This is a genomic window from Kribbella sp. NPDC051137, assembly GCF_040682535.1.
Classification (GTDB): domain Bacteria; phylum Actinomycetota; class Actinomycetes; order Propionibacteriales; family Kribbellaceae; genus Kribbella; species Kribbella karoonensis.
The window spans coordinates 284907-302068 of the sequence record NZ_JBFBBI010000004.1; the positions used below are offsets into that span (position 1 = coordinate 284907).

Annotated in this window: 17 protein-coding genes; 7 read left to right on the top strand and 10 right to left on the bottom strand. The window is 70.2% G+C overall.

All coding sequences use genetic code 11. From position 1 onward, the window contains the following. Nucleotides 1-5 precede the first annotated feature (5 nt). Both AB0M51_RS22515 and AB0M51_RS22520 read right to left on the bottom strand, forming a co-directional pair. The gene (locus AB0M51_RS22515) at nucleotides 6-581 is read right to left on the bottom strand and encodes a GNAT family N-acetyltransferase (protein ID WP_363750213.1); all 576 of its coding nucleotides are present in this window, start codon (nucleotides 579-581) and stop codon (nucleotides 6-8) included. A gap of 4 nt (nucleotides 582-585) precedes the next feature. Then, entirely contained in the window at nucleotides 586-1965 is a 1380-nt protein-coding gene (locus AB0M51_RS22520; RefSeq protein ID WP_363750215.1) for a sulfatase-like hydrolase/transferase, read from the bottom strand. A gap of 25 nt (nucleotides 1966-1990) precedes the next feature. Between AB0M51_RS22520 and AB0M51_RS22525 the strand changes: the two genes are divergently transcribed. Further along, entirely contained in the window at nucleotides 1991-3586 is a 1596-nt protein-coding gene (locus tag AB0M51_RS22525; protein WP_344195792.1) for an alpha-L-arabinofuranosidase C-terminal domain-containing protein, read from the top strand. Nucleotides 3587-3595: 9 nt separating this feature from the next. Further along, entirely contained in the window at nucleotides 3596-3973 is a 378-nt protein-coding gene (locus AB0M51_RS22530; RefSeq protein WP_344195790.1) for a hypothetical protein, read from the top strand. A gap of 21 nt (nucleotides 3974-3994) precedes the next feature. Here the strand turns inward: AB0M51_RS22530 and AB0M51_RS22535 are convergent, their stop codons facing one another. From AB0M51_RS22535 to AB0M51_RS22550, 4 genes are all read right to left on the bottom strand, one after another. Continuing rightward, the gene (locus AB0M51_RS22535) at nucleotides 3995-5599 is read right to left on the bottom strand and encodes a RecQ family ATP-dependent DNA helicase (protein ID WP_344195788.1); all 1605 of its coding nucleotides are present in this window, start codon (nucleotides 5597-5599) and stop codon (nucleotides 3995-3997) included. 23 nt (nucleotides 5600-5622) lie between these two features. Continuing rightward, the gene (locus tag AB0M51_RS22540; RefSeq protein ID WP_344195786.1) at nucleotides 5623-6195 is read right to left on the bottom strand and encodes a dihydrofolate reductase family protein; all 573 of its coding nucleotides are present in this window, start codon (nucleotides 6193-6195) and stop codon (nucleotides 5623-5625) included. An 85-nt stretch (nucleotides 6196-6280) separates the two neighbouring features. After that, nucleotides 6281-7000 carry a class I SAM-dependent methyltransferase gene (locus tag AB0M51_RS22545; protein ID WP_344195784.1) on the bottom strand — a complete coding sequence of 240 codons (720 nt, stop codon included), beginning with the start codon at nucleotides 6998-7000 and terminating at the stop codon, nucleotides 6281-6283. Nucleotides 7001-7167: 167 nt separating this feature from the next. Continuing rightward, nucleotides 7168-7806, bottom strand: a complete 639-nt coding sequence (locus AB0M51_RS22550; protein ID WP_344195782.1) for a VOC family protein — start codon at nucleotides 7804-7806, stop codon at nucleotides 7168-7170. 62 nt (nucleotides 7807-7868) lie between these two features. Between AB0M51_RS22550 and AB0M51_RS22555 the strand changes: the two genes are divergently transcribed. Next, the gene (locus AB0M51_RS22555) at nucleotides 7869-8810 is read left to right on the top strand and encodes a helix-turn-helix domain-containing protein (RefSeq protein WP_344195779.1); all 942 of its coding nucleotides are present in this window, start codon (nucleotides 7869-7871) and stop codon (nucleotides 8808-8810) included. Here AB0M51_RS22555 and AB0M51_RS22560 read toward each other — a convergent pair. Further along, complete coding sequence (locus AB0M51_RS22560) at nucleotides 8807-9508, bottom strand: GAF and ANTAR domain-containing protein (RefSeq protein WP_344195777.1); 702 nt, start codon at nucleotides 9506-9508, stop codon at nucleotides 8807-8809. The two genes, AB0M51_RS22555 and AB0M51_RS22560, sit on opposite strands and share 4 nt — an antisense overlap. 174 nt (nucleotides 9509-9682) lie before the next feature. Here AB0M51_RS22560 and AB0M51_RS22565 point away from each other — a divergent pair, with 174 nt between their 5' ends. Both AB0M51_RS22565 and AB0M51_RS22570 read left to right on the top strand, forming a co-directional pair. Continuing rightward, nucleotides 9683-10333 carry a transglycosylase SLT domain-containing protein gene (locus tag AB0M51_RS22565; RefSeq protein WP_344195775.1) on the top strand — a complete coding sequence of 217 codons (651 nt, stop codon included), beginning with the start codon at nucleotides 9683-9685 and terminating at the stop codon, nucleotides 10331-10333. Between the two features lie 26 nt (nucleotides 10334-10359). Continuing rightward, nucleotides 10360-10974, top strand: coding sequence for a DUF1684 domain-containing protein (locus tag AB0M51_RS22570; RefSeq protein ID WP_344195774.1), 615 nt, complete (start codon nucleotides 10360-10362; stop codon nucleotides 10972-10974). Here the strand turns inward: AB0M51_RS22570 and AB0M51_RS22575 are convergent. Next, nucleotides 10957-13110 carry a DEAD/DEAH box helicase gene (locus tag AB0M51_RS22575; protein WP_344195772.1) on the bottom strand — a complete coding sequence of 718 codons (2154 nt, stop codon included), beginning with the start codon at nucleotides 13108-13110 and terminating at the stop codon, nucleotides 10957-10959. The two genes, AB0M51_RS22570 and AB0M51_RS22575, sit on opposite strands and share 18 nt — an antisense overlap. A 243-nt stretch (nucleotides 13111-13353) precedes the next feature. On the opposite strand from AB0M51_RS22575, the gene AB0M51_RS22580 reads away from it, so the two are divergent. Together AB0M51_RS22580 and AB0M51_RS22585 are read left to right on the top strand one after the other, a co-directional pair. Then, nucleotides 13354-13677, top strand: coding sequence for a plasmid stabilization protein (locus AB0M51_RS22580; protein ID WP_344195770.1), 324 nt, complete (start codon nucleotides 13354-13356; stop codon nucleotides 13675-13677). A gap of 1 nt (nucleotide 13678) precedes the next feature. Next, nucleotides 13679-16057, top strand: a complete 2379-nt coding sequence (locus AB0M51_RS22585) for a phosphoketolase family protein (RefSeq protein WP_344195768.1) — start codon at nucleotides 13679-13681, stop codon at nucleotides 16055-16057. Here the strand turns inward: AB0M51_RS22585 and AB0M51_RS22590 are convergent. Together AB0M51_RS22590 and AB0M51_RS22595 are read right to left on the bottom strand one after the other, a co-directional pair. Next, a complete protein-coding gene (locus tag AB0M51_RS22590) occupies nucleotides 16046-16660 on the bottom strand; it encodes a UdgX family uracil-DNA binding protein (RefSeq protein ID WP_344195766.1) in 615 nt (204 codons plus the stop codon). The two genes, AB0M51_RS22585 and AB0M51_RS22590, sit on opposite strands and share 12 nt — an antisense overlap. 29 nt (nucleotides 16661-16689) lie before the next feature. Then, nucleotides 16690-17160, bottom strand: a complete 471-nt coding sequence (locus tag AB0M51_RS22595) for a vitamin K epoxide reductase family protein (protein WP_344195764.1) — start codon at nucleotides 17158-17160, stop codon at nucleotides 16690-16692. Between the last annotated feature and the right edge of the window lie 2 nt (nucleotides 17161-17162).

A 17162-nucleotide genomic window follows, 5' to 3' on the forward strand; every position in this document is an offset into this window, starting at 1 on the left:
CGTGATCAGTCCGTGCGCAGCCGCCCGTGCAGGTGCCAGTCGTGCCAACCGTCGGCGTGCTTGATCGCCTGCCGCAGCGTCCCTTCGAGCGAATACCCGGCACGTACGGCGACCCGGCACGACGCCGTGTTCGCGGTCGAGTGCTGGATCGCCAGCCGGTGGAAGCCGATCTCCCCGAAGGCCCACCTGGTCAGTGCATCCGCCGCACGCGCGGCGACCGATCGACCCCGGGCTCCGGGGACCACCCAGTACGAGACGGAGGCTGTTGACTCGGGCAGGGAGATGGTGCGGAGGCCGACCTGGCCGAGGACCTGGTCGGCTTCGTCGGTCACCGCCCAACTCGCGGCGGTCTCCGCGGTCCAGCGAGCCGCCCATTGGTCGATCCACTCGGCGGTCTCGGCCCGATCGTCGAGGCGACGGACGTGCCAGCGCTGGATATCGGGGCAGCCGAAGGCGCTGCGCACCGCGTCGGCGTCGGCCGCTCGCCAGGGGCGCAGCGTCAGGTGGTCGGCGGCCAGCGGCGGTTGAGAGATGCTACGGAGCGTGCCTTCCGGCAGGGCCGGGTCCACGAGGAGTGGCATGGGATCACCAGTCCGCGAGGCGGGGTTGGGTGCGGTTCTCGGTGGCGACGAGGGTGTCGAGGAGGGATTCCTGGAGGTCTGTGCGGATGTCGCGGTGGAGCGGGTCGTCCCAGAGGTTGTGTAGTTCGCTGGGGTCGGCGGTCAGGTCGTAGAGCTCGCCGGTGCGGGGGCGGGTGCGGCTCGCGTGCTGGACGATCAGTTTCCAGCGGTCGCGGCGGAGCATGGTGAGGTGCACGGGGTCGGCGTACGGGTGGCCGCTGTTGCGGTACTCGCACAGGGCCCAGCCTCGGCTGGACGGCTGGAGCAGGTCCTGGCCTTCACCGTGACGTGTGAGACCGGCGGCGGTGAGGATGGTCGCCGAGAGGTCGATCCACTGGACCAGGTCGGTGCGGCGGGTGCCGGCGGGGATGGTCGACGGCCAGCGCAGCAGGAGCGGGACCCGGACGGCCTGTTCGTACAGCATCGGGCCCTTGAGCATCAGCTCGTGGTCGCCGAGCATCTCCCCGTGGTCGCTGGTGAACACGACCAGCGTGTCCTCGGCCAGCCCTTCCGCGTCCAGCGCGTCGAGGATCCGTCCGACCTCGTCGTCCACCAGCGTCACCATCGCGTAGTACGCCGCCTTGACCTCCTGCAGCTCGTCCGGGCTGTACGTCGTGAACCCGCGCGCGTGCCCGGCGTACGACTCGTACGACGCCTCGGTCTGGATCGGGGGCTTGCCGGACAGGTCGTCCGGGATCGGGCGGCTCAGCTCGCGCTCGCGGTACCGGCGTACGTACTCCTCCGGCGCGCCGAAGCCGTGGTGCGGGTCGAAGAAGTTCGCCACGAAGAAGAACGGCTTGGACCGGTCGCGGGAGCGGGTGAGGAAGTCGATCGTCTGCTCGCCGATCCACCGGCTGTAGTGGATCTCCGCGGGCAGCGAGTCGTAGTCCAGGTCGGCGCCGGCCAGGTCCGGCCGCACCGTGTACAGCCACCGGTGGTACTCGTTCTCGGACGACCCCGGGTACGGGTCGTGCGCCCAGCGGAACACCCGGAACCCGTCGTCGTGCCGCACCTCGGACCGCCCGCCGAAGCACGCGTTCAGGTGGAACTTGCCGACCAGGCCGCAGTCGTACCCGGCATCGGCGAGGTCCTTGCTGAACAACCGCTCGTGGTCCGGCAGCCCGACGCCGTTCGCCCAAAGGCCGTGCTGGTGCACGTAACGGCCGGTCATCAGGCTGGCTCGCGACGGTGCGCAGACGGGGCTCTGGACGTAGCAGTTCTCGAACAACACGCCCTGACTTGCGAGCCGGTCCAGGTTCGGCGTGTCGATCTCTTCGTTGCCTGCGGCACCTAATGCGGAGAAGCGCTGCTGGTCGGTGCAGATGAGCAGGACGTTCGGCGGCATGCGCAGCAGTCTATAGTTGAGTCCTGTGACTTTCGCCGCCACGATCGACATCCACACCGACCGGCAACACGCCATCGATCCGATGATCTACGGGCACTTCCTGGAGTCCGCGTTCTTCGGCAACATCGACGGTGGCGTCTTCGACGAGGGCTCACCGCTGGCGTACGGCGGTGACGACGTCCGCAGCGGTCTCCGGACGGACGTGATCAAGCTCTGCACGGAGCTCGGCCTCCCGATCGTGCGCTGGCCCGGCGGCAACTTCACGTCGGCGTACCACTGGGAGGACGGCATCGGCCCGCGGGCCGCCCGCCCGCGCCGGCTCGAGCCGGCCTGGGGCTCCGAGGAGGACAACCACTTCGGCACCGACGAGTTCCTCGCCTGGTGCGCCGAGGTCGGGACCGAGCCGTACCTCGCGCACAGTTGCCGCGACGTCGACGAGGCGGTCCGCTGGGTCGAGTACACGAACTACGCCGGCGACACGGAGTACACCCGCCGCCGCGGCCGTCCGCCGTACGGCGTCAAGTACTGGGGCCTCGGGAACGAGGTGTACGGCGACTGGCAGATGGGCCATCGCCCCGCCGCCGCGTACGCAGCCGACGCGGCCGAGCACGCCCGCTTCATGCGCGCGGTCGACCCGTCGCTGAAGTTCGTCGCGGTCGGCATGACCGACGACCGGGACGGCTGGACGGACGCCGTACTGCGGGCCGTCGGCAACCAGATCGACTACCTGTCGTTCCACCTGTACGGCTCCACGACGCAGCTGGTCGACGGCGCGTCGGAGTACGACGCGATCGTGGCCCAGTCGCTGTACTTCGAGCAGCAGATCGTCGAGTACTCCGACCTGGTCGGCGCCGTCGCCGCCCGCGCCGGGGTGGACCGTCCGCTCGGCCTCGCGCTGGACGAGTGGAACATCCGGCACGTCGAGCCCGCGAGCTGGCCGGAGCCGCAACCGTCGGCCGACGGCGGTACGGTCGCTCGTGTGGTGGACGGGCTGCCCACGCATCCCGCGCACCGGGTCAACCGGTGGAGTCCGCGCACGCTCGCCGACGCGCTGTTCTATGCCGGCGTCTTCCACGCCCTGCACCGCGCGGGCGGACGTGAGGTTCCGGTCACGATGGCGAACACGGTGAACCTGCTGAACGCGAACGGCGTGATCGTTGCGCGGCCCGACGGCGCGGTCCGGGCGGCGACGTACCACGTGTGGGACCTGTACCAGAACCACCTGGGCCCGATCGCGCTCGCTGCCGACGTACGGTCGCCCGGTCGGCTGGCCGCCGTACGGCAGGGGGACGAGCGGGACCACCGAGGCGAGTTCCGGAGCGTGCCGGCGACGGTGCCTGATCTGGACGTGTCCGCGACGACGGACGGGCGGGCGATCCGGGTCGCGGTGATCAACCGGCATCGCGAGGACACGATCCGCGCCGGGCTGACGCTCGACGGCCGGGGTGAGGCGTTGCCCGCTCGCTGCACGGTCAAGCGGCTGAGCGCGGACGACGTACTCGCCGCCAACACGTTGAGCGCGCCGGACACGGTGGCGCTCCGCGACCTCGGCACGGTCGAGTTCGACGGAAGCTACGAGTTCCCGCCGCACAGCATCACCCTGCTCTCCTTCGAGCGCTAGTCTCGTCAGATGGACAGCAAGGCGCGGGTGCTGGTGCTCGGGCTGGATCCGTATCGCGTGCCCGGTCCGTGGGACCCTGAGCCGGTCGCCACCGGGATCCAGGCCGGGATGGCGGACTTCGCCGCGCACGGTGTCGGCGCGGAGACGTGCCTGGTCGGCCTGGACGGCAGCGACGACATCGAGGCGGTGGTGACGGCCGCACTCACCGCACGCCCGTGGGAGTGCGTGGTCGTCGGCGGCGGCATCCGGCGGGCGGACGAGGAGTCCGGCCTCTTCGAGACGATCATCAACCTGGTCCGCCGGCACGCACCGGACGCGGCGATCGCCTTCAACCGCACACCGGACGACACCTACAACGCGGCGGCACGCTGGCTCAGCACCCGCTGACCGCGGCCGGCGGTACCGCGATCAGGCGGAAGCCTCCGGTTGCAGGAGCTGGTTGTGGATCATGAACGCGGTCCGCAGCTCCTTGTAACCAACGCGATCGAACAGGACGGTCATCGTCGTGCCGTCGTAATGCTCGACGAGGCCCGGGCCGAAGGTGCGGTGCGTGACGCGGCTGCCGATCGGGAACGGCTCCTCCTCGACCGGTGCCGCCGTCCGGCCGGCCAGATCGTTGTCGCAGTTCCCGCACGGCCCGTCGTACTGTTCGCCGAAGTAGCTGAGCAGCCACTCGCGTCGGCAGCCGCCGTACTCCGCGTACGCCGCCATCATCTCGACCCGGGACCGGGCGACCTCCCGCCGGTCGTGCTCGACGGCCGCCGCGGCGGTCACCGCCTCGTCGACGCCCGTGGTCAGGCGGAACTGGTGGCCGACGGCAACCACCCGGGCGTCGGTCAACCGGCCGAGCGCCCGCTCGACACGCGCTGCGCTCAGACCGGCCGCCTTCGCGAGGTCGGCGATACTCGCCGGGTGCTGGGCGTCGACCGCCGTGGCGACGGCGACGAGGTCCTCGTCGGTCACCCCGCCGGAGGCGAAGAAGCGGTTCAGGCCGAGGTCGGCGTGCCGGAAGAACAGCTCGACGTCCGCCGCGTCGCCGTCGCGCCCGGCGCGGCCGATCTCCTGGTAGTAGGCGTCGACCGAGGACGGTGCCTCGGCATGGCTGACCCAGCGGATGTCCGGTTTGTCGATCCCCATCCCGAACGCGATCGTCGCGACCACCACCCGGCAGCCGCCGCCGAGGAACGAGTCCTGCACCGCACGGCGCTCCTTCGCGGAGAGCCCGGCGTGGTACGCCGACGCGGACACGCCCGCGGTGTGCAGGTCGGACGCGAGTTCCTCGGCGTGCCGATGCGTACCGACGTACACGATGCCGGGGCCGCGCGACGAGCGGACGTGGCTGAGCAGCCGCCGCTGCTTGGTGTCGTCGTCGGCGAACGCGAACACCGCCAGGTTCAGGTTCGGCCGATCGAATCCGCCGACGACGACCTCCGGGTCGTGCATCTCCAGCCGGTGCACGATCTGCTTGCGGACCGGGGGTGCGGCGGTCGCCGTGAGCGCCAGGACGGGCGGCCGGCCCATCGCGCGGATCGCGGCGGCCAGCCGGAGGTAGTCGGGGCGGAAGTCCTCGCCCCATTCGCTGACCAGGTGCGCCTCGTCGACAGCCACGAGCCGCGGGCGCGACGCCGCGAGCAACTCGAGTACGTCGGGGTGTGTCAGCTGCTCCGGCGACAGCAACACGAACCCCGGCCGGTTGTGCGTCAGCATCTCCCGCGCCATCCGCCCACCGGCGTGGTCGCTCGCGTTGAGCTCGGCTACCTCGACCCCGGCCGGGTGGGCCGACAGCGCCCGGAGCTGATCGCGCTGCAGCGCCACCAGCGGACTGACCACTACGGTGACGCCGCCGAGCGCCAATCCGGCCAGCTGGTAGATCGCCGTCTTCCCGGTCCCGGTGGCCAGCACGGCGAGCGTGTCGCGACCGCCGGCCACCGCCCGGACGGCCGCCTCCTGGCCGGGTCGCAATGCCGAGAACCCGAGGCGCTCCTGCGCGAGCACCGCGACGTCGAGATCCATGGCGGAACAGTAGTACGCCGACGTCAGTGCTGTACGTCGTACGTGAGCCGCTGGACGCCGTTCGAGTAGGACTCGCTGGAGGTCTGCTTGAGGTTGATCTTGTCGCGGTCGGCGTCGCTGAAGAGGCGCTTGCCGGCGCCGAGGAGGACCGGGAAGACCAGCAGGTTGTACTGGTCGATGAGGCCCGCGTCGGAGAGGTTGCGGTTCAGGGTGGCGCTGCCGTTGACGATGATCGGGCCGCCTTCGGTCTGCTTCAGGGCGGCGACGTCGTCGATCGAGCGGAGGATGTTGATCTCGTTCCAGTTCGTCACCAGATCGCTCTCCTGGAGCGTGGTCGAGACGACGTACTTCGGCATCGCAAGGTAACCGGGGAACTCGGGCATCGTCGGCCAGACCGGGGCGAACGCCTCGTAGCTGACCCGGCCGAGCAGCAGCGCCGCGGCCTCCTCCTGCTCCTCGCCCTTGAGCGCGTACGCCGCCTCGTCGAACGGGATGTCTTTGAACGTCCAGCCGGCGTTCCGGTACTCCTTCTCGCCGCCGGGGCCCTCCACGACGCCGTCGAGCGAGATGAACGCGGTGGTGATCAGCTTACGCATGGTGTGGAACTCCTTCGCAGGTTTGCTGTTGCCTGTGCGTCGACCAGGCCGCCGCCGAATAGACAGATCAAGAATGTGACCCCGGTCACTCCGCCTCGATGATCCACGCTGCCGAGTCGAAGAGCACGCCGGCACCGGTGTGGTGGGCTGCGAGGGTCTCCCGCAGCGCCGCCCGCCCGCGATCAGCATCAGCAGGGGAGAGCGCCGCCAATAGGTTCTGTGGCTCATGGAGCTGAAGGACGTTGCCGTACGCCGCCTGCACATCAGGACCGTAGTAGATCGGCTCACGGACCGCAGTGAAGGTCGGCTCGGAGAAGCCTGCGCCGGCGAGGATGGTCCGGGTCCGCTCGCGGTCGCCGAGCGTGAAGGGCGAGTCGTCCCGGAAGGTCCCGCCGAGCGCCGCCGGGATCGCCCGCGCCCACTCGTTCTCAGCGCGCGGCTGCCACACCATCAGGACGATCCGCGCGCAGGCCCGGCGCAGATTCGCGAACGCCGCTGCCGGATCCCCGAAGAACATCACCCCAAACCGGCTGATCCCCACGTCGTAGCGCTGGAACTCGTACGCCGAAGCATCCGCGAGCAGGTAACTGACGTTCTCCTCGGCCGTACGCCGGCGTGCGTGCGCGAGCATCCGCTCCGAGACATCGACACCCAGCACGACCCCGGGTGCCGCATCCCTCGCGGCGTCCCGCGTGGTCTGCCCGCCACCACACCCGACGTCCAGTACCCGATCGAGCCGCCGGATGCCCCACGCAGCCCGGAAACGCGGCTGATAGAACCGCATCTCCGCGTCGTAGTCGAACATCGACCCAGCCTAGTGTCCACCAGCCCAGCACCCGGCCGGGCAGGTCCGCCGACTCGTCTTTGTGCACCGGATCCGCGCCGCCGCGCCGGACCGGCACGGACCTCATGCACAAAGTGACCTCGAGTAGGCCGCTGCGGGTCAGCTTTGGGAAGCCACCGACCGTGCGTTCAGACGAAGTGCACGCGGTTGCCGTCCGGGTCCTCGCGGGTGGGCTGCGGCGCGTCGGCGCTGAGACCGAGGTGATCGATCGTGGTGGTGGCTGACGGCAAGAGTCTGACGGCGTCCGGGCCCAGCCGGTACGTGTCGTCCGCGACCTGCTCCATCCCGAGGTGCGTCCCGTAGAACTCGGCCGCGGCATCGGCGTCCGGCGCCGCGATGCCGACGTACGACAGCGCCCGCACCGGCCCCGACGTGATCGGTGCGACCCGGAACTCCTCCGACCGCTGGAGCAGCTCGACACGTACGCCGTTCGGGTCCGACAGGAATGCCAACCGCCCCTGCCCGCTCCCGGCCACCCGCGGCGACGAGAGTTCGCCGTACCCGAGCGAGATCAACCGCGCGTAGTCCCCGTCGAGGTCGTCGGTCATGAAGCCGACATGGTTCAAGCCGTACGTCGCGCCCGGGTCCCACTCCTCGTGGTGCAACAGCTCGACAAGCCCGGTCGCGAGCTGGATGTGCACCCGGTTGACCCGGGACCCGCTCATGAACAACCGGTCGACGACCTCCGCGCCGAGCTCGCCGTAGAACCCCAGGCTCGCCTGGAGATCCCGCACCCGCCCACCGACGTGATTCAGCTCGTAGATCATCACCTGATTCTAGCAAGCGCTTTCCGTTCTCATTCGTGCCTGGCGCCATGCAAGATGGGCCCATGGAGCCGCTGGTGTTCGAGAGCACGGATCTCGGGAAGACGGAGGAGTTCCTCAACCAGGCGTACACGAAGATGCAGATCGGCGGCGGCGACTCGGCCGTCCGGACCCGGATCTCCCGGCAGGTCGCCGACTCGGTGAGCGTGGACCGGATCCAGATCGGGTTCGAGATGAGTTACGACGCGGATCCGCTCGGCAAGATCTGCCTGTGCGAGGTGCACTCGGGCAGCATTCGGGACCACGGCAGCGACGGCTGGCAGGACGGGTTCCGGCCGGGCGACCTGGTGTCGTTCGCGCCGCCGGACCGGCCGTACGCCGGCCGGATCTGCAGGTCGTCGTACACGATCACGATGTTCGACCCGGCGCTGCTGACCCAGGTTGCGGGCGTCAGCCGGTCGGGCAACCTCCCGGTGCGGCTGCTGGCCCACCGGCCGCACGACCGGCAGGCGGCGCGGCAGTTGTCCCGGACGATCGCCTACCTGGGCGACCAGGCGTTCCCGGACCCGGTCGTCCAGGGGTCCCCGCTGATCCGCGCCTCGCTCGCGCAGCTGCTCGCGTCGAGCGTCCTCGCGGCCTTCCCGAACACCGCGACGACCGCGGAGGACGACGGGCCGGACGTGCGGCCCGCGTCGCTGAAGCGAGCGCTTGTGTACCTGGAGTCGAACCTGGACCAGCCGATCGGAGTCGCCGACATCGCGACGGCGGCGGGTGTCACCGTGCGCGCGTTGCAGGCGGCGTTCCGGCGGCACCTCGACTGCACGCCGCTGGATCACCTCCGCCGGCTCCGGCTGGCCGAAGTACGCGCGGAGCTGCTGGCCGCGGGTCCGTCCGAGCAGACGGTGGTCGCGATCGCCACCCGCTGGGGCTTCCACCACCACGGCCGGATGGCCGCGGCGTACCGGGAGCTGTACGGCGAGCTCCCGAGCACGACGCTGGCGCGTTAGGGCAGCTGCCGGGTGTCGATGAGGCGCTGGGCGACGTCCCGGAGCTTCGTGTTGGTGTCCTGCGAGTAGCGCCGCAGTACGGCGAACGCGCGGTCGGCGTCGATGTCGTACCGCTCCATCAGGATCCCCATCGCCTGGCCGACGAGCTTCCGGGCGTCGACCGCCTGCGCGAGCGCCGCCTCCTGCCGGGCGGACGCCAGCGCGACCGACGCGTGCCGGGCGAGGATGTGCGCCACCGCCTCGTCATCGGGCCCGAACGCGTCCGGCTTGGGGCTGTACAGCCCGAGCACGCCGACCGTGCGACTCGTCTGCCGACCGGTCGTCAGCGGTACGTCGAGCACGCTGCGGACCCCGAGCGCGGCCACCTTCTCCGCCCACTCGGGCCAGCGGTCGTCCACGCCGGTGTCCCGGATCAGGACCGGTGCACGCTCGTCGAGCGCCGTCACCAGGGGCCCACTCTTGGTGCTGAGTTGCAGTTCGTAGACGTCCGCGACCACCGGATCGGTCACGGCCGCGATTTCGGCCCCCGCGCCGCGCGTGAACAGCGCGACCCCGGCATACGAGCAGTTCAGGGCCTGCAGTGCGAACTGGACGACGGCGTCGACGGTCTCGTCGACACCGGGCGCGTCATGGAGCTCGACGGCAAGGCTCGCGAACGCCGACGCCGTGGTGTCGCTCGTCGGTTCGATCAAGGTCATGTCTTTCCTCGGCCAACTGGGCGCCCCCTCCGGACCACCCGGCCGCCTGGCTCAATCATGCGGTCTGGATGCCCGAATGCGCTCGAATCCGCCCGGATCTGCTCGTGTCGCGGACAGAACTGCGTTCTCTGGACAAGCCGGGGTTCGTCGTACGGCTAGGTTGGAGGAGTGCACGTGTCGAAACGGTGGGGTTGGGCGGCGATCGGTGTGCTTCTCGTCGGCGTCTGGGCGGCGTGCTCGGACCGGACGACCGCGAGCAAGCCGGCTCCGACGGTGCAGGCGAGCGCCACTGCGAAGCCCGCGAAGCCGACCGCCACGGCCCCGAAAGCCTGGTACGACGACTACGACCCGGCGCACTTCGCGTCCGACGTCCGGCGGTACGCCAAGCAGGCGGGGGTGAACCCGCAACTGCTGATGGCCATCCTGTACGCAGAGTCGTACAAACCGCACGATCCGAAGTTCGAGCGGCAATGGGCGGAGGTCGACTCGAACCCGGCGTTCGGGATCGCGAACATGCACAAGCCGGCCTTCGACGAGACCAAACGCGGCCGGGACTTCGCGAAGCGCAAGTGGGAGGAGCTGCCGGACAACCCGGCGCTGGCGATCCAGGCCGCGGCCTGGCATCTGCACGACCTGGCGAAACGGCTGCCGGCGAAGCGCGCCGACCTGTACACCAAGGACGAGTTGCTTGCCCTCGGCTACAACGCCGGCGGCGGCAACATGCGCATTTTCGCCCGCGGCCGGAAAGCGGGCGCGCAGGCGCAGTCGTACCTCGACAAGATCCACAAGTACTGGACCAAGTCCGCCGACGCACTCACAAGCTGACGATCAAGAGCTGACGAGGAGAACTCGTGCACTTCCCAGCCCCGGCCCTCGCCGTCGCCGACTGGCGCCGCCAGGTCTTCGCCCTGTACGACGCGGTCCGCTCCGAGCCGGACCCCGCCGCAGCCCATGCCCTCTGGGTCGCCGGCCGCGACCAGCTCCTGATGCACCACCCGGCCTCCCCGGTCCCGGACGAACACCGCGCGACGTACCGCGGCGCACCCGTCGCTCCGTACGACCCGCAGTACCGCTTCGAGACCACCCTCGACACCGACGTGAAGCCCGACAACTGGGAGTTCCGGTCGGCCACCGACGGTGTGATCCCGTTCTCCCGCGTCGGCGTCCTGCACCTCCCGGTCGGGGACCTCGACGTCTGGTGGCTGGAGTCGTACGGCGGCGGCCTCTTCGTCCCGGTCAAGGACCCGAGCAGCTCGACGTACGGCGGTGGCCGCTACCTGATCGACACCGTCAAAGGCGCCGACCTCGGCAGCGACCTGACCACCGGCCGCTTCGTCGTCGACCTGAACTTCGCCTACAACCCGTCCTGCGCCTACAATCCCGACTGGACCTGCCCACTCGCTCCGGCCACCAACAGTTCGGACGTCGAGTTGCCGGTGGGCGAGTTGTCAGGCGGCGGCCTCTAGGGCGCGGGTCAGGAGTGCGGTCAGGGCCTCGAGCTGGAAGTCGGCCGAGGAGCCGACCTCTTCGTCGGAGCCGTCGAGCGCCATCGCGGCCAGGCCGGCCTTGGCGTCGATCAGGTCGGCGACCCGGGTGTCGATGGTCTGCGCGGCGATGATCCGCCACGCGGTGACCGGCTCGTCCTGGCCGATCCGGTGCACCCGGTCGATCGCCTGGGTCTGCTCGGCGTTCGTCCAGGAGAGCTCGGCGAGGACGACGTTCGAGGAGACCTGCAGGTTCAGCCCGACGCCCGCGGTGAGCAGCGAGCAGACCGCGATCGACACCTCGGGATCGTTGACGAAGGCATCGATGTTCTTCTGCCGGGTCCGGGACGTCTGGTCGCCGCGGATCGAGGAGTACTTGATGCCGCGCTCGGCGAACAGCTCCTCGGCGGTGTCCATCACCTCGATGTGCCGGGCGAAGAAGACCACCTTGCCGACGTTCTGCGCCAGCTGCGCGGCGTAGTCCGCGGCCAGGCCGGCCTTCGCCTGACCGATCCGCCGGAACAGGCTGAACACGTTGTCGCCGGTCTTCTTGGCGGCCATCTCGGTCCGCTCCCAGCCGGCCACCTGGCGGACCAGGTCGTAGTCGATGCCGTCCACGACGGCACCGGCCCGGCGCGTCTCCAGCGCGGTCCGGTAGCGCTCGACCAGCCGGTCGGCCAGCTCCCGCTCGGCGGCCCGGATCGAGCGCCCCACGGCGCCGTCCAGCTCGACCGGCAGGTCCGCGATCCGGCGGGCCGGGATGTCCGCGGCGACGTCCACCTTGCGGCGCCGGACGATGCCCATGTCGATCACGCTGGCCCGGGCGGCCGCGGCGAACCCGGGGTCGGCCGGGGTCAGGTCGGTGGCGTCGAGCTTCTCCATCAGCTCGGCGCGCGGCGCCTTCTCGTCGACCCAGCCGAGGAACTCCCAGATCGCGGTGAAGTCCTCGATCGAGTTGATCAGCGGCGTACCGGTCAGGGCCATCAGCAGCGGGCGGGCCGTCCGGGCCCGGATCCGCTCGGACAGCTCCAGGACGTTGCGGGAACGCTGCGACTTCTTGTTCTTGATGAAGTGCGCCTCGTCCACGACCATGCCGCGGAACCCGAGGTCGCCGAGCCAGCCGACGTGCCGGTCGAGGACCTCGTAGTTCACCACCACGATGTCCGCGAAGCCGTCGATCGAGTCGCCGTCGCCGTGGATCACGGTCGGGGTCTTGCGCGGGGTCCAGAGGCCGGCCTCGCGGGCCCAGTTGGTCTTGACCACGTTCGGTACGACGGCCAGCAGCGGGTAGGCGTCCGCGGCCTGCGCGGCGAGCAGTGCCTGGGCGGTCTTGCCGAGGCCGGGCTCGTCGGCGAGCAGGAAGGTGCGGTGCCCCTCCGCGGCGGCGGCGATCAGCCGGGCCTGGTGCGGCATCAGCTCGAGGCCGCGGAGCCGGAGCGCGTCGATCCCGCCGGCCAGCCGGAGCGAGGTCGGGTCCGGCAGCGTCATGGTCGCTGAGGCGGCCGCGTGCTCGAACGAGCGCAGCAACGGGCCGATCAGCTCCCAGCCGCCCAGCCGGCTCGGACCGGCGGGGCGGGACGGGGGAGCGGAGAAGTCCGGGGCGAGGAACGGGTTGGCGAGCTGCCGGGACACCACGGCCTGCGGCACCACCCGCCGGGTCTGGGTCTCCGGGACGGACTCCGGCTCGGCAGGCTCCGGCTCCTCGGGCGCCTCCAGGCCGGCTTCCTCGATCATCTGCCGCTTGAGCGCGGCTGCCGCCTCCGAGATCACCGCGTCCTCGGCGAGCAGGACCAGCAGCGACGGCTCCAGCGCGGCGGTCTTGGCCAGGATCGTCGCGATCCCGTCGAGCCGCCGGAGTTGCTCGGTGCGGTACGCCTCGGTGGCCGCGGCGTCGCCGTTCACCCGGGCGCGCTCCTCGCGGACCAGCAGCGCGACGACCTGGAACTTCGTCCGGGTCGACGGCTTGATCGCCCCGCGGGTGACCGCGTTCTCGACCTCGCGGACCGCCTGGGCGAGGACCTGGATCAGACCGTCGGACTCGCCGTCGCGGACGCGACGGCGGCGACGGGGTGCGGAACGGGTAGCGCCGGACTGGCGCTGACCTCGTCGGGCCAACATTTCCTCCTGTGTCGTGCCACGACCGGGCCGTGGCGGAACGCCGGACCGCGCGGGGACCGACCCGCCGACGAGACGCCACCCGGTGTCGTCCAGAGGGTCGCCCAGAGAGTGCCCAGGAACACGGCTTTCAGAATTCACCGCTCCTGTGTGCGCGATCGAGAGACCATGCTACCTGGCCCGGCCTGAATGTTGCAGACCGGGACCGGGTACTGGGTGGATCTCTTCTGAAGGAGGTCTGTTCCGATGCCCGCAGGATCGAACCGCAAGCGCGAACGCCAGTACCAGCACATCAAGGCCGGCCTGAAGGACCGAGGCCGCAGCGAGGACGTCGCGGAGGAGATCGCGGCCCGCACGGTGAACAAGGAACGGGCCCGCTCCGGGGAGTCCAAGGAGAAGAGCCGTACGTCGACGCACGACATCTCGTCGAGCCGGCGCGGCGGGCTCCGCTCGCACAGCGGGTCGCAGGGCCGTACGAGGGACCAGCTGTACAACGAGGCCAAGGAGAAGAACATCAAGGGCCGGTCGAAGATGACGAAGGCTCAGCTCGCCCGGGCCGTCGGGCGCTGACGTGCAGCGCCTCGACGGGGCACCGCTGAGCGACGACGAACTACGCGGGATCGACGCGTACTGGCGGGCGGCGAACTACCTGTCCGTCGGGCAGATCTACCTGCTCGCGAATCCGCTGCTGCGAGAGCCGCTGCGCGCCGAGCACATCAAACCGCGGCTGCTGGGCCACTGGGGTACGACGCCGGGCCTGAACCTGCTGTACGTACACCTCAACCGAGTGATCCGGCGGCGCGAGCGCGACGTCCTGTTCGTGACCGGGCCGGGGCACGGCGGACCCGCCCTGGTCGCGAACACCTGGCTGGAGGGGAGCTGGACGGACGCGTACCCGAACACGACCCGGGACGAGCTGGGGATGGCGCGGCTGTTCAAGCAGTTCTCGTTCCCGGGCGGCGTACCGAGTCACGTGGCGGCCGACGTACCGGGGTCGATCAACGAGGGCGGCGAGCTGGGCTACTCGCTGAGTCACGCGTACGGCGCGGCCGCGGACAACCCGGACCTGCTCGTCGCGTGCGTGGTGGGGGACGGGGAGGCCGAGACCGGGCCGCTCGCCGCGTCGTGGCACTCGAACAAGTTCCTGAACCCCGCGCAGGACGGAGCCGTGCTGCCGATCCTGCACCTGAACGGCTACAAGATCGCGAACCCGGCCGTGCTCGCGCGGATCGGTGACGAGGAACTGACGGCGCTGATGCGCGGGTACGGGTACGAGCCGTACCTGGTCGAGGGGTCCGAGCCGGCCGAGGTGCACCAGGCGCTGGCCGCGACCCTCGACGCGTGCGTGGACCGGATCGACGAGATCAAGGCCGAGGTCAAGGCGGACGTCAAGGCGGAGGTCAAGCTTGGGACGGTCCGGCCGGCGTGGCCGATGATCGTGCTCCGTACGCCGAAGGGCTGGACCGGCCCGCACACCGTCGACGGCGAACTGGTCGAAGGTACCTGGCGGGCCCACCAGGTCCCGCTGTCCGGCGTCCGCACGAACGAGGACCACCTGCGGCAACTGGAGTACTGGCTCCGCAGCTACCGCCCCGAGGAGCTCTTCGACGACGCCGGCCGGCCCGTGCCGGACCTGGTCGAGCTGGTCCCGGAGCGGCGGATGGGCGCGAGCCCGCACGCGAACGGCGGCGTGCTGAGCCGGGACCTGGAGCTGCCGGCGGTCGAGGAGTACGCCGTACCGGTCAAGGAGCCGGGTGCCGAGGACGGGGAGCCGACGAAGGTGTTCGGGGCGTTCCTGCGCGACGCGTTCCGGCTGAATCCGGACAACCTGCGGTTGTTCGGTCCGGACGAGACCGAGTCGAACCGGCTGACCGCGGTGTACGAGGAGACCGGAAAGCGGTGGCTCGCGGAGCGGCTGGACACGGACAACCACCTCGCCGCCGACGGGCGCGTGATGGAGATCCTGAGCGAGCACACCTGTCAGGGCTGGTTGGAGGGGTACCTGCTCACCGGGCGGCACGGCTTGTTCTCGTCGTACGAGGCGTTCGTGCACATCGTCGACTCGATGGTGAACCAGCACGCCAAGTGGCTGAAGACGATCAACCGGCTGGAGTGGCGGCGCCGGATCCCGTCGCTGAACTACCTGCTCACCTCGCACGTGTGGCGGCAGGACCACAACGGGTTCTCGCACCAGGACCCCGGGTTCATCGACCACGTGGTGAACAAGAAGGCCGAGGTCGTCCGGGTGTATCTGCCGCCGGACACGAACACGCTGCTGTCCACGATGGACCACTGCCTGCGGACCCGGAACTACATCAACGTGGTTGTCGCCGGCAAGCAACCGCAGCCGAACTGGCTCGACTGGGACGCGGCCGCGCTGCACTGTGCGCGCGGAGCCGGGATCTGGGACTTCGCGAGCAACGACGCCGGCGACCCGGACGTGGTGATGGCCTGCGCGGGCGACGTACCGACGATGGAGACGCTGGCCGCGGTCTCGTTGCTGCGCGAACATCTTCCGGAGCTGCGGATCCGGGTCGTGAACGTGGTCGACCTGATGCGCCTGCAGGATGCGACCGAACACCCGCACGGGCTCCCGGACGCGGAGTACGACGCGCTGTTCACCACCGACAAGCCGGTGATCTTCGCGTACCACGGCTACCCGTGGCTGATCCACCGCCTGACCTACCGCCGCCGCGGCCACGCGAACCTGCACGTCCGCGGCTACATCGAGGAGGGTACGACGACCACGCCGTTCGACATGGTGGTCCGCAACAACCTCGACCGGTACCACCTGGCGATCGACGTCATCGACCGGGTGCCGTCGCTCGGTACCCGTGCCGCCACGACCCGCCAGTACTTCGCCGATCAGCGGACCCGGCACCACGCGTACGTCACGCGGTACGGCGAGGATCTCCCGGAGGTCCGCGACTGGCGCTGGTCAGCCCAGTAGGTCGACCGCCACGCGGAGGTCGTCGACGAAGCGCCGGAAGTCCCGCCGGAACTCGTCGGACCGGACGACGGCGGACGGGTGGACGGTCGCGACCGCCGGCCGCCCGCCCGGCAGCTCGACCCGCTTGCCGCGCTCCTTGGTGACCCGGAACGCGGTGCCGAGCAGGCTCCGGGCGGCGACGGATCCCATCACGACCACCAGTTCCGGCTTGACGATCTCGAGCTCACGGGCCAGCCACGGGTGGCAGGCCGTGATCTGGCCGGCGCTCGGCGTCTTGTGGATCCGCCGCTTGCCCTGTCGCTCGAAGCGGAAGTGCTTCACGGCGTTGGTCAGATAGACGTCCGAGCGGTCGATCCCGGCCTCGACCAGTGCCTTGTCGAGCAGATGGCCCGCCGGCCCGACGAAGACATGCCCTTCCTTGTCCTCGTGGTCACCGGGGGTCTCGCCGACCAGCATCATCCGGGCCCGGACCGGGCCCTCGCCGGGAACGACCTGCTCGGCGTCCTCCCACAGTTCGCATCCACGGCAGTCCGGGAGCAGCTCGCGCACCTTCCGCATCCCGCCGCCGTGCGGCACCCACTCCTCGGCCCCTGGCGATCGCATGCGCTACCGGTACCCGGAGTGGGATCACTTCATGAAGCGGGCGGGACGAGAGCCAGGCGAACGATGACCAGACCGAACAGCACCAGCGTCAGTGCGTGCACGACAGTGCACCACAGACAGATCGCGTTGATCTGGAAGAGCTCGGCCCAGATCAGGTAGCAGACGAACACCACGCCGGTGAGTACGCCGATCAGCCGCAGCCGGCCGGGCCATGGCGACGACGTCCGCCACATCGGCGGGACCGACAGCGCGGTCATGCCGACGAAGAACAGCAGGCCGAGCAGCGCGACCGGGATGCCGAAGACCTTCGAATACTGGCTGCTGGTGACCTTCGCGCAGTTGACCACGCCGGTGTCCGGGCAGGCGAGCGTCGTGCCGGCGGTGAAGTGCTCGTAGGTGAGGTACGCCGCCACCGCCAGCCCGGCCACCGAGACCGCCAGCGTCGCCCACGGGATCACGCCCAGCGCGGCCCGGGACGAGGAGCGCACAGGCAGAGTCATGA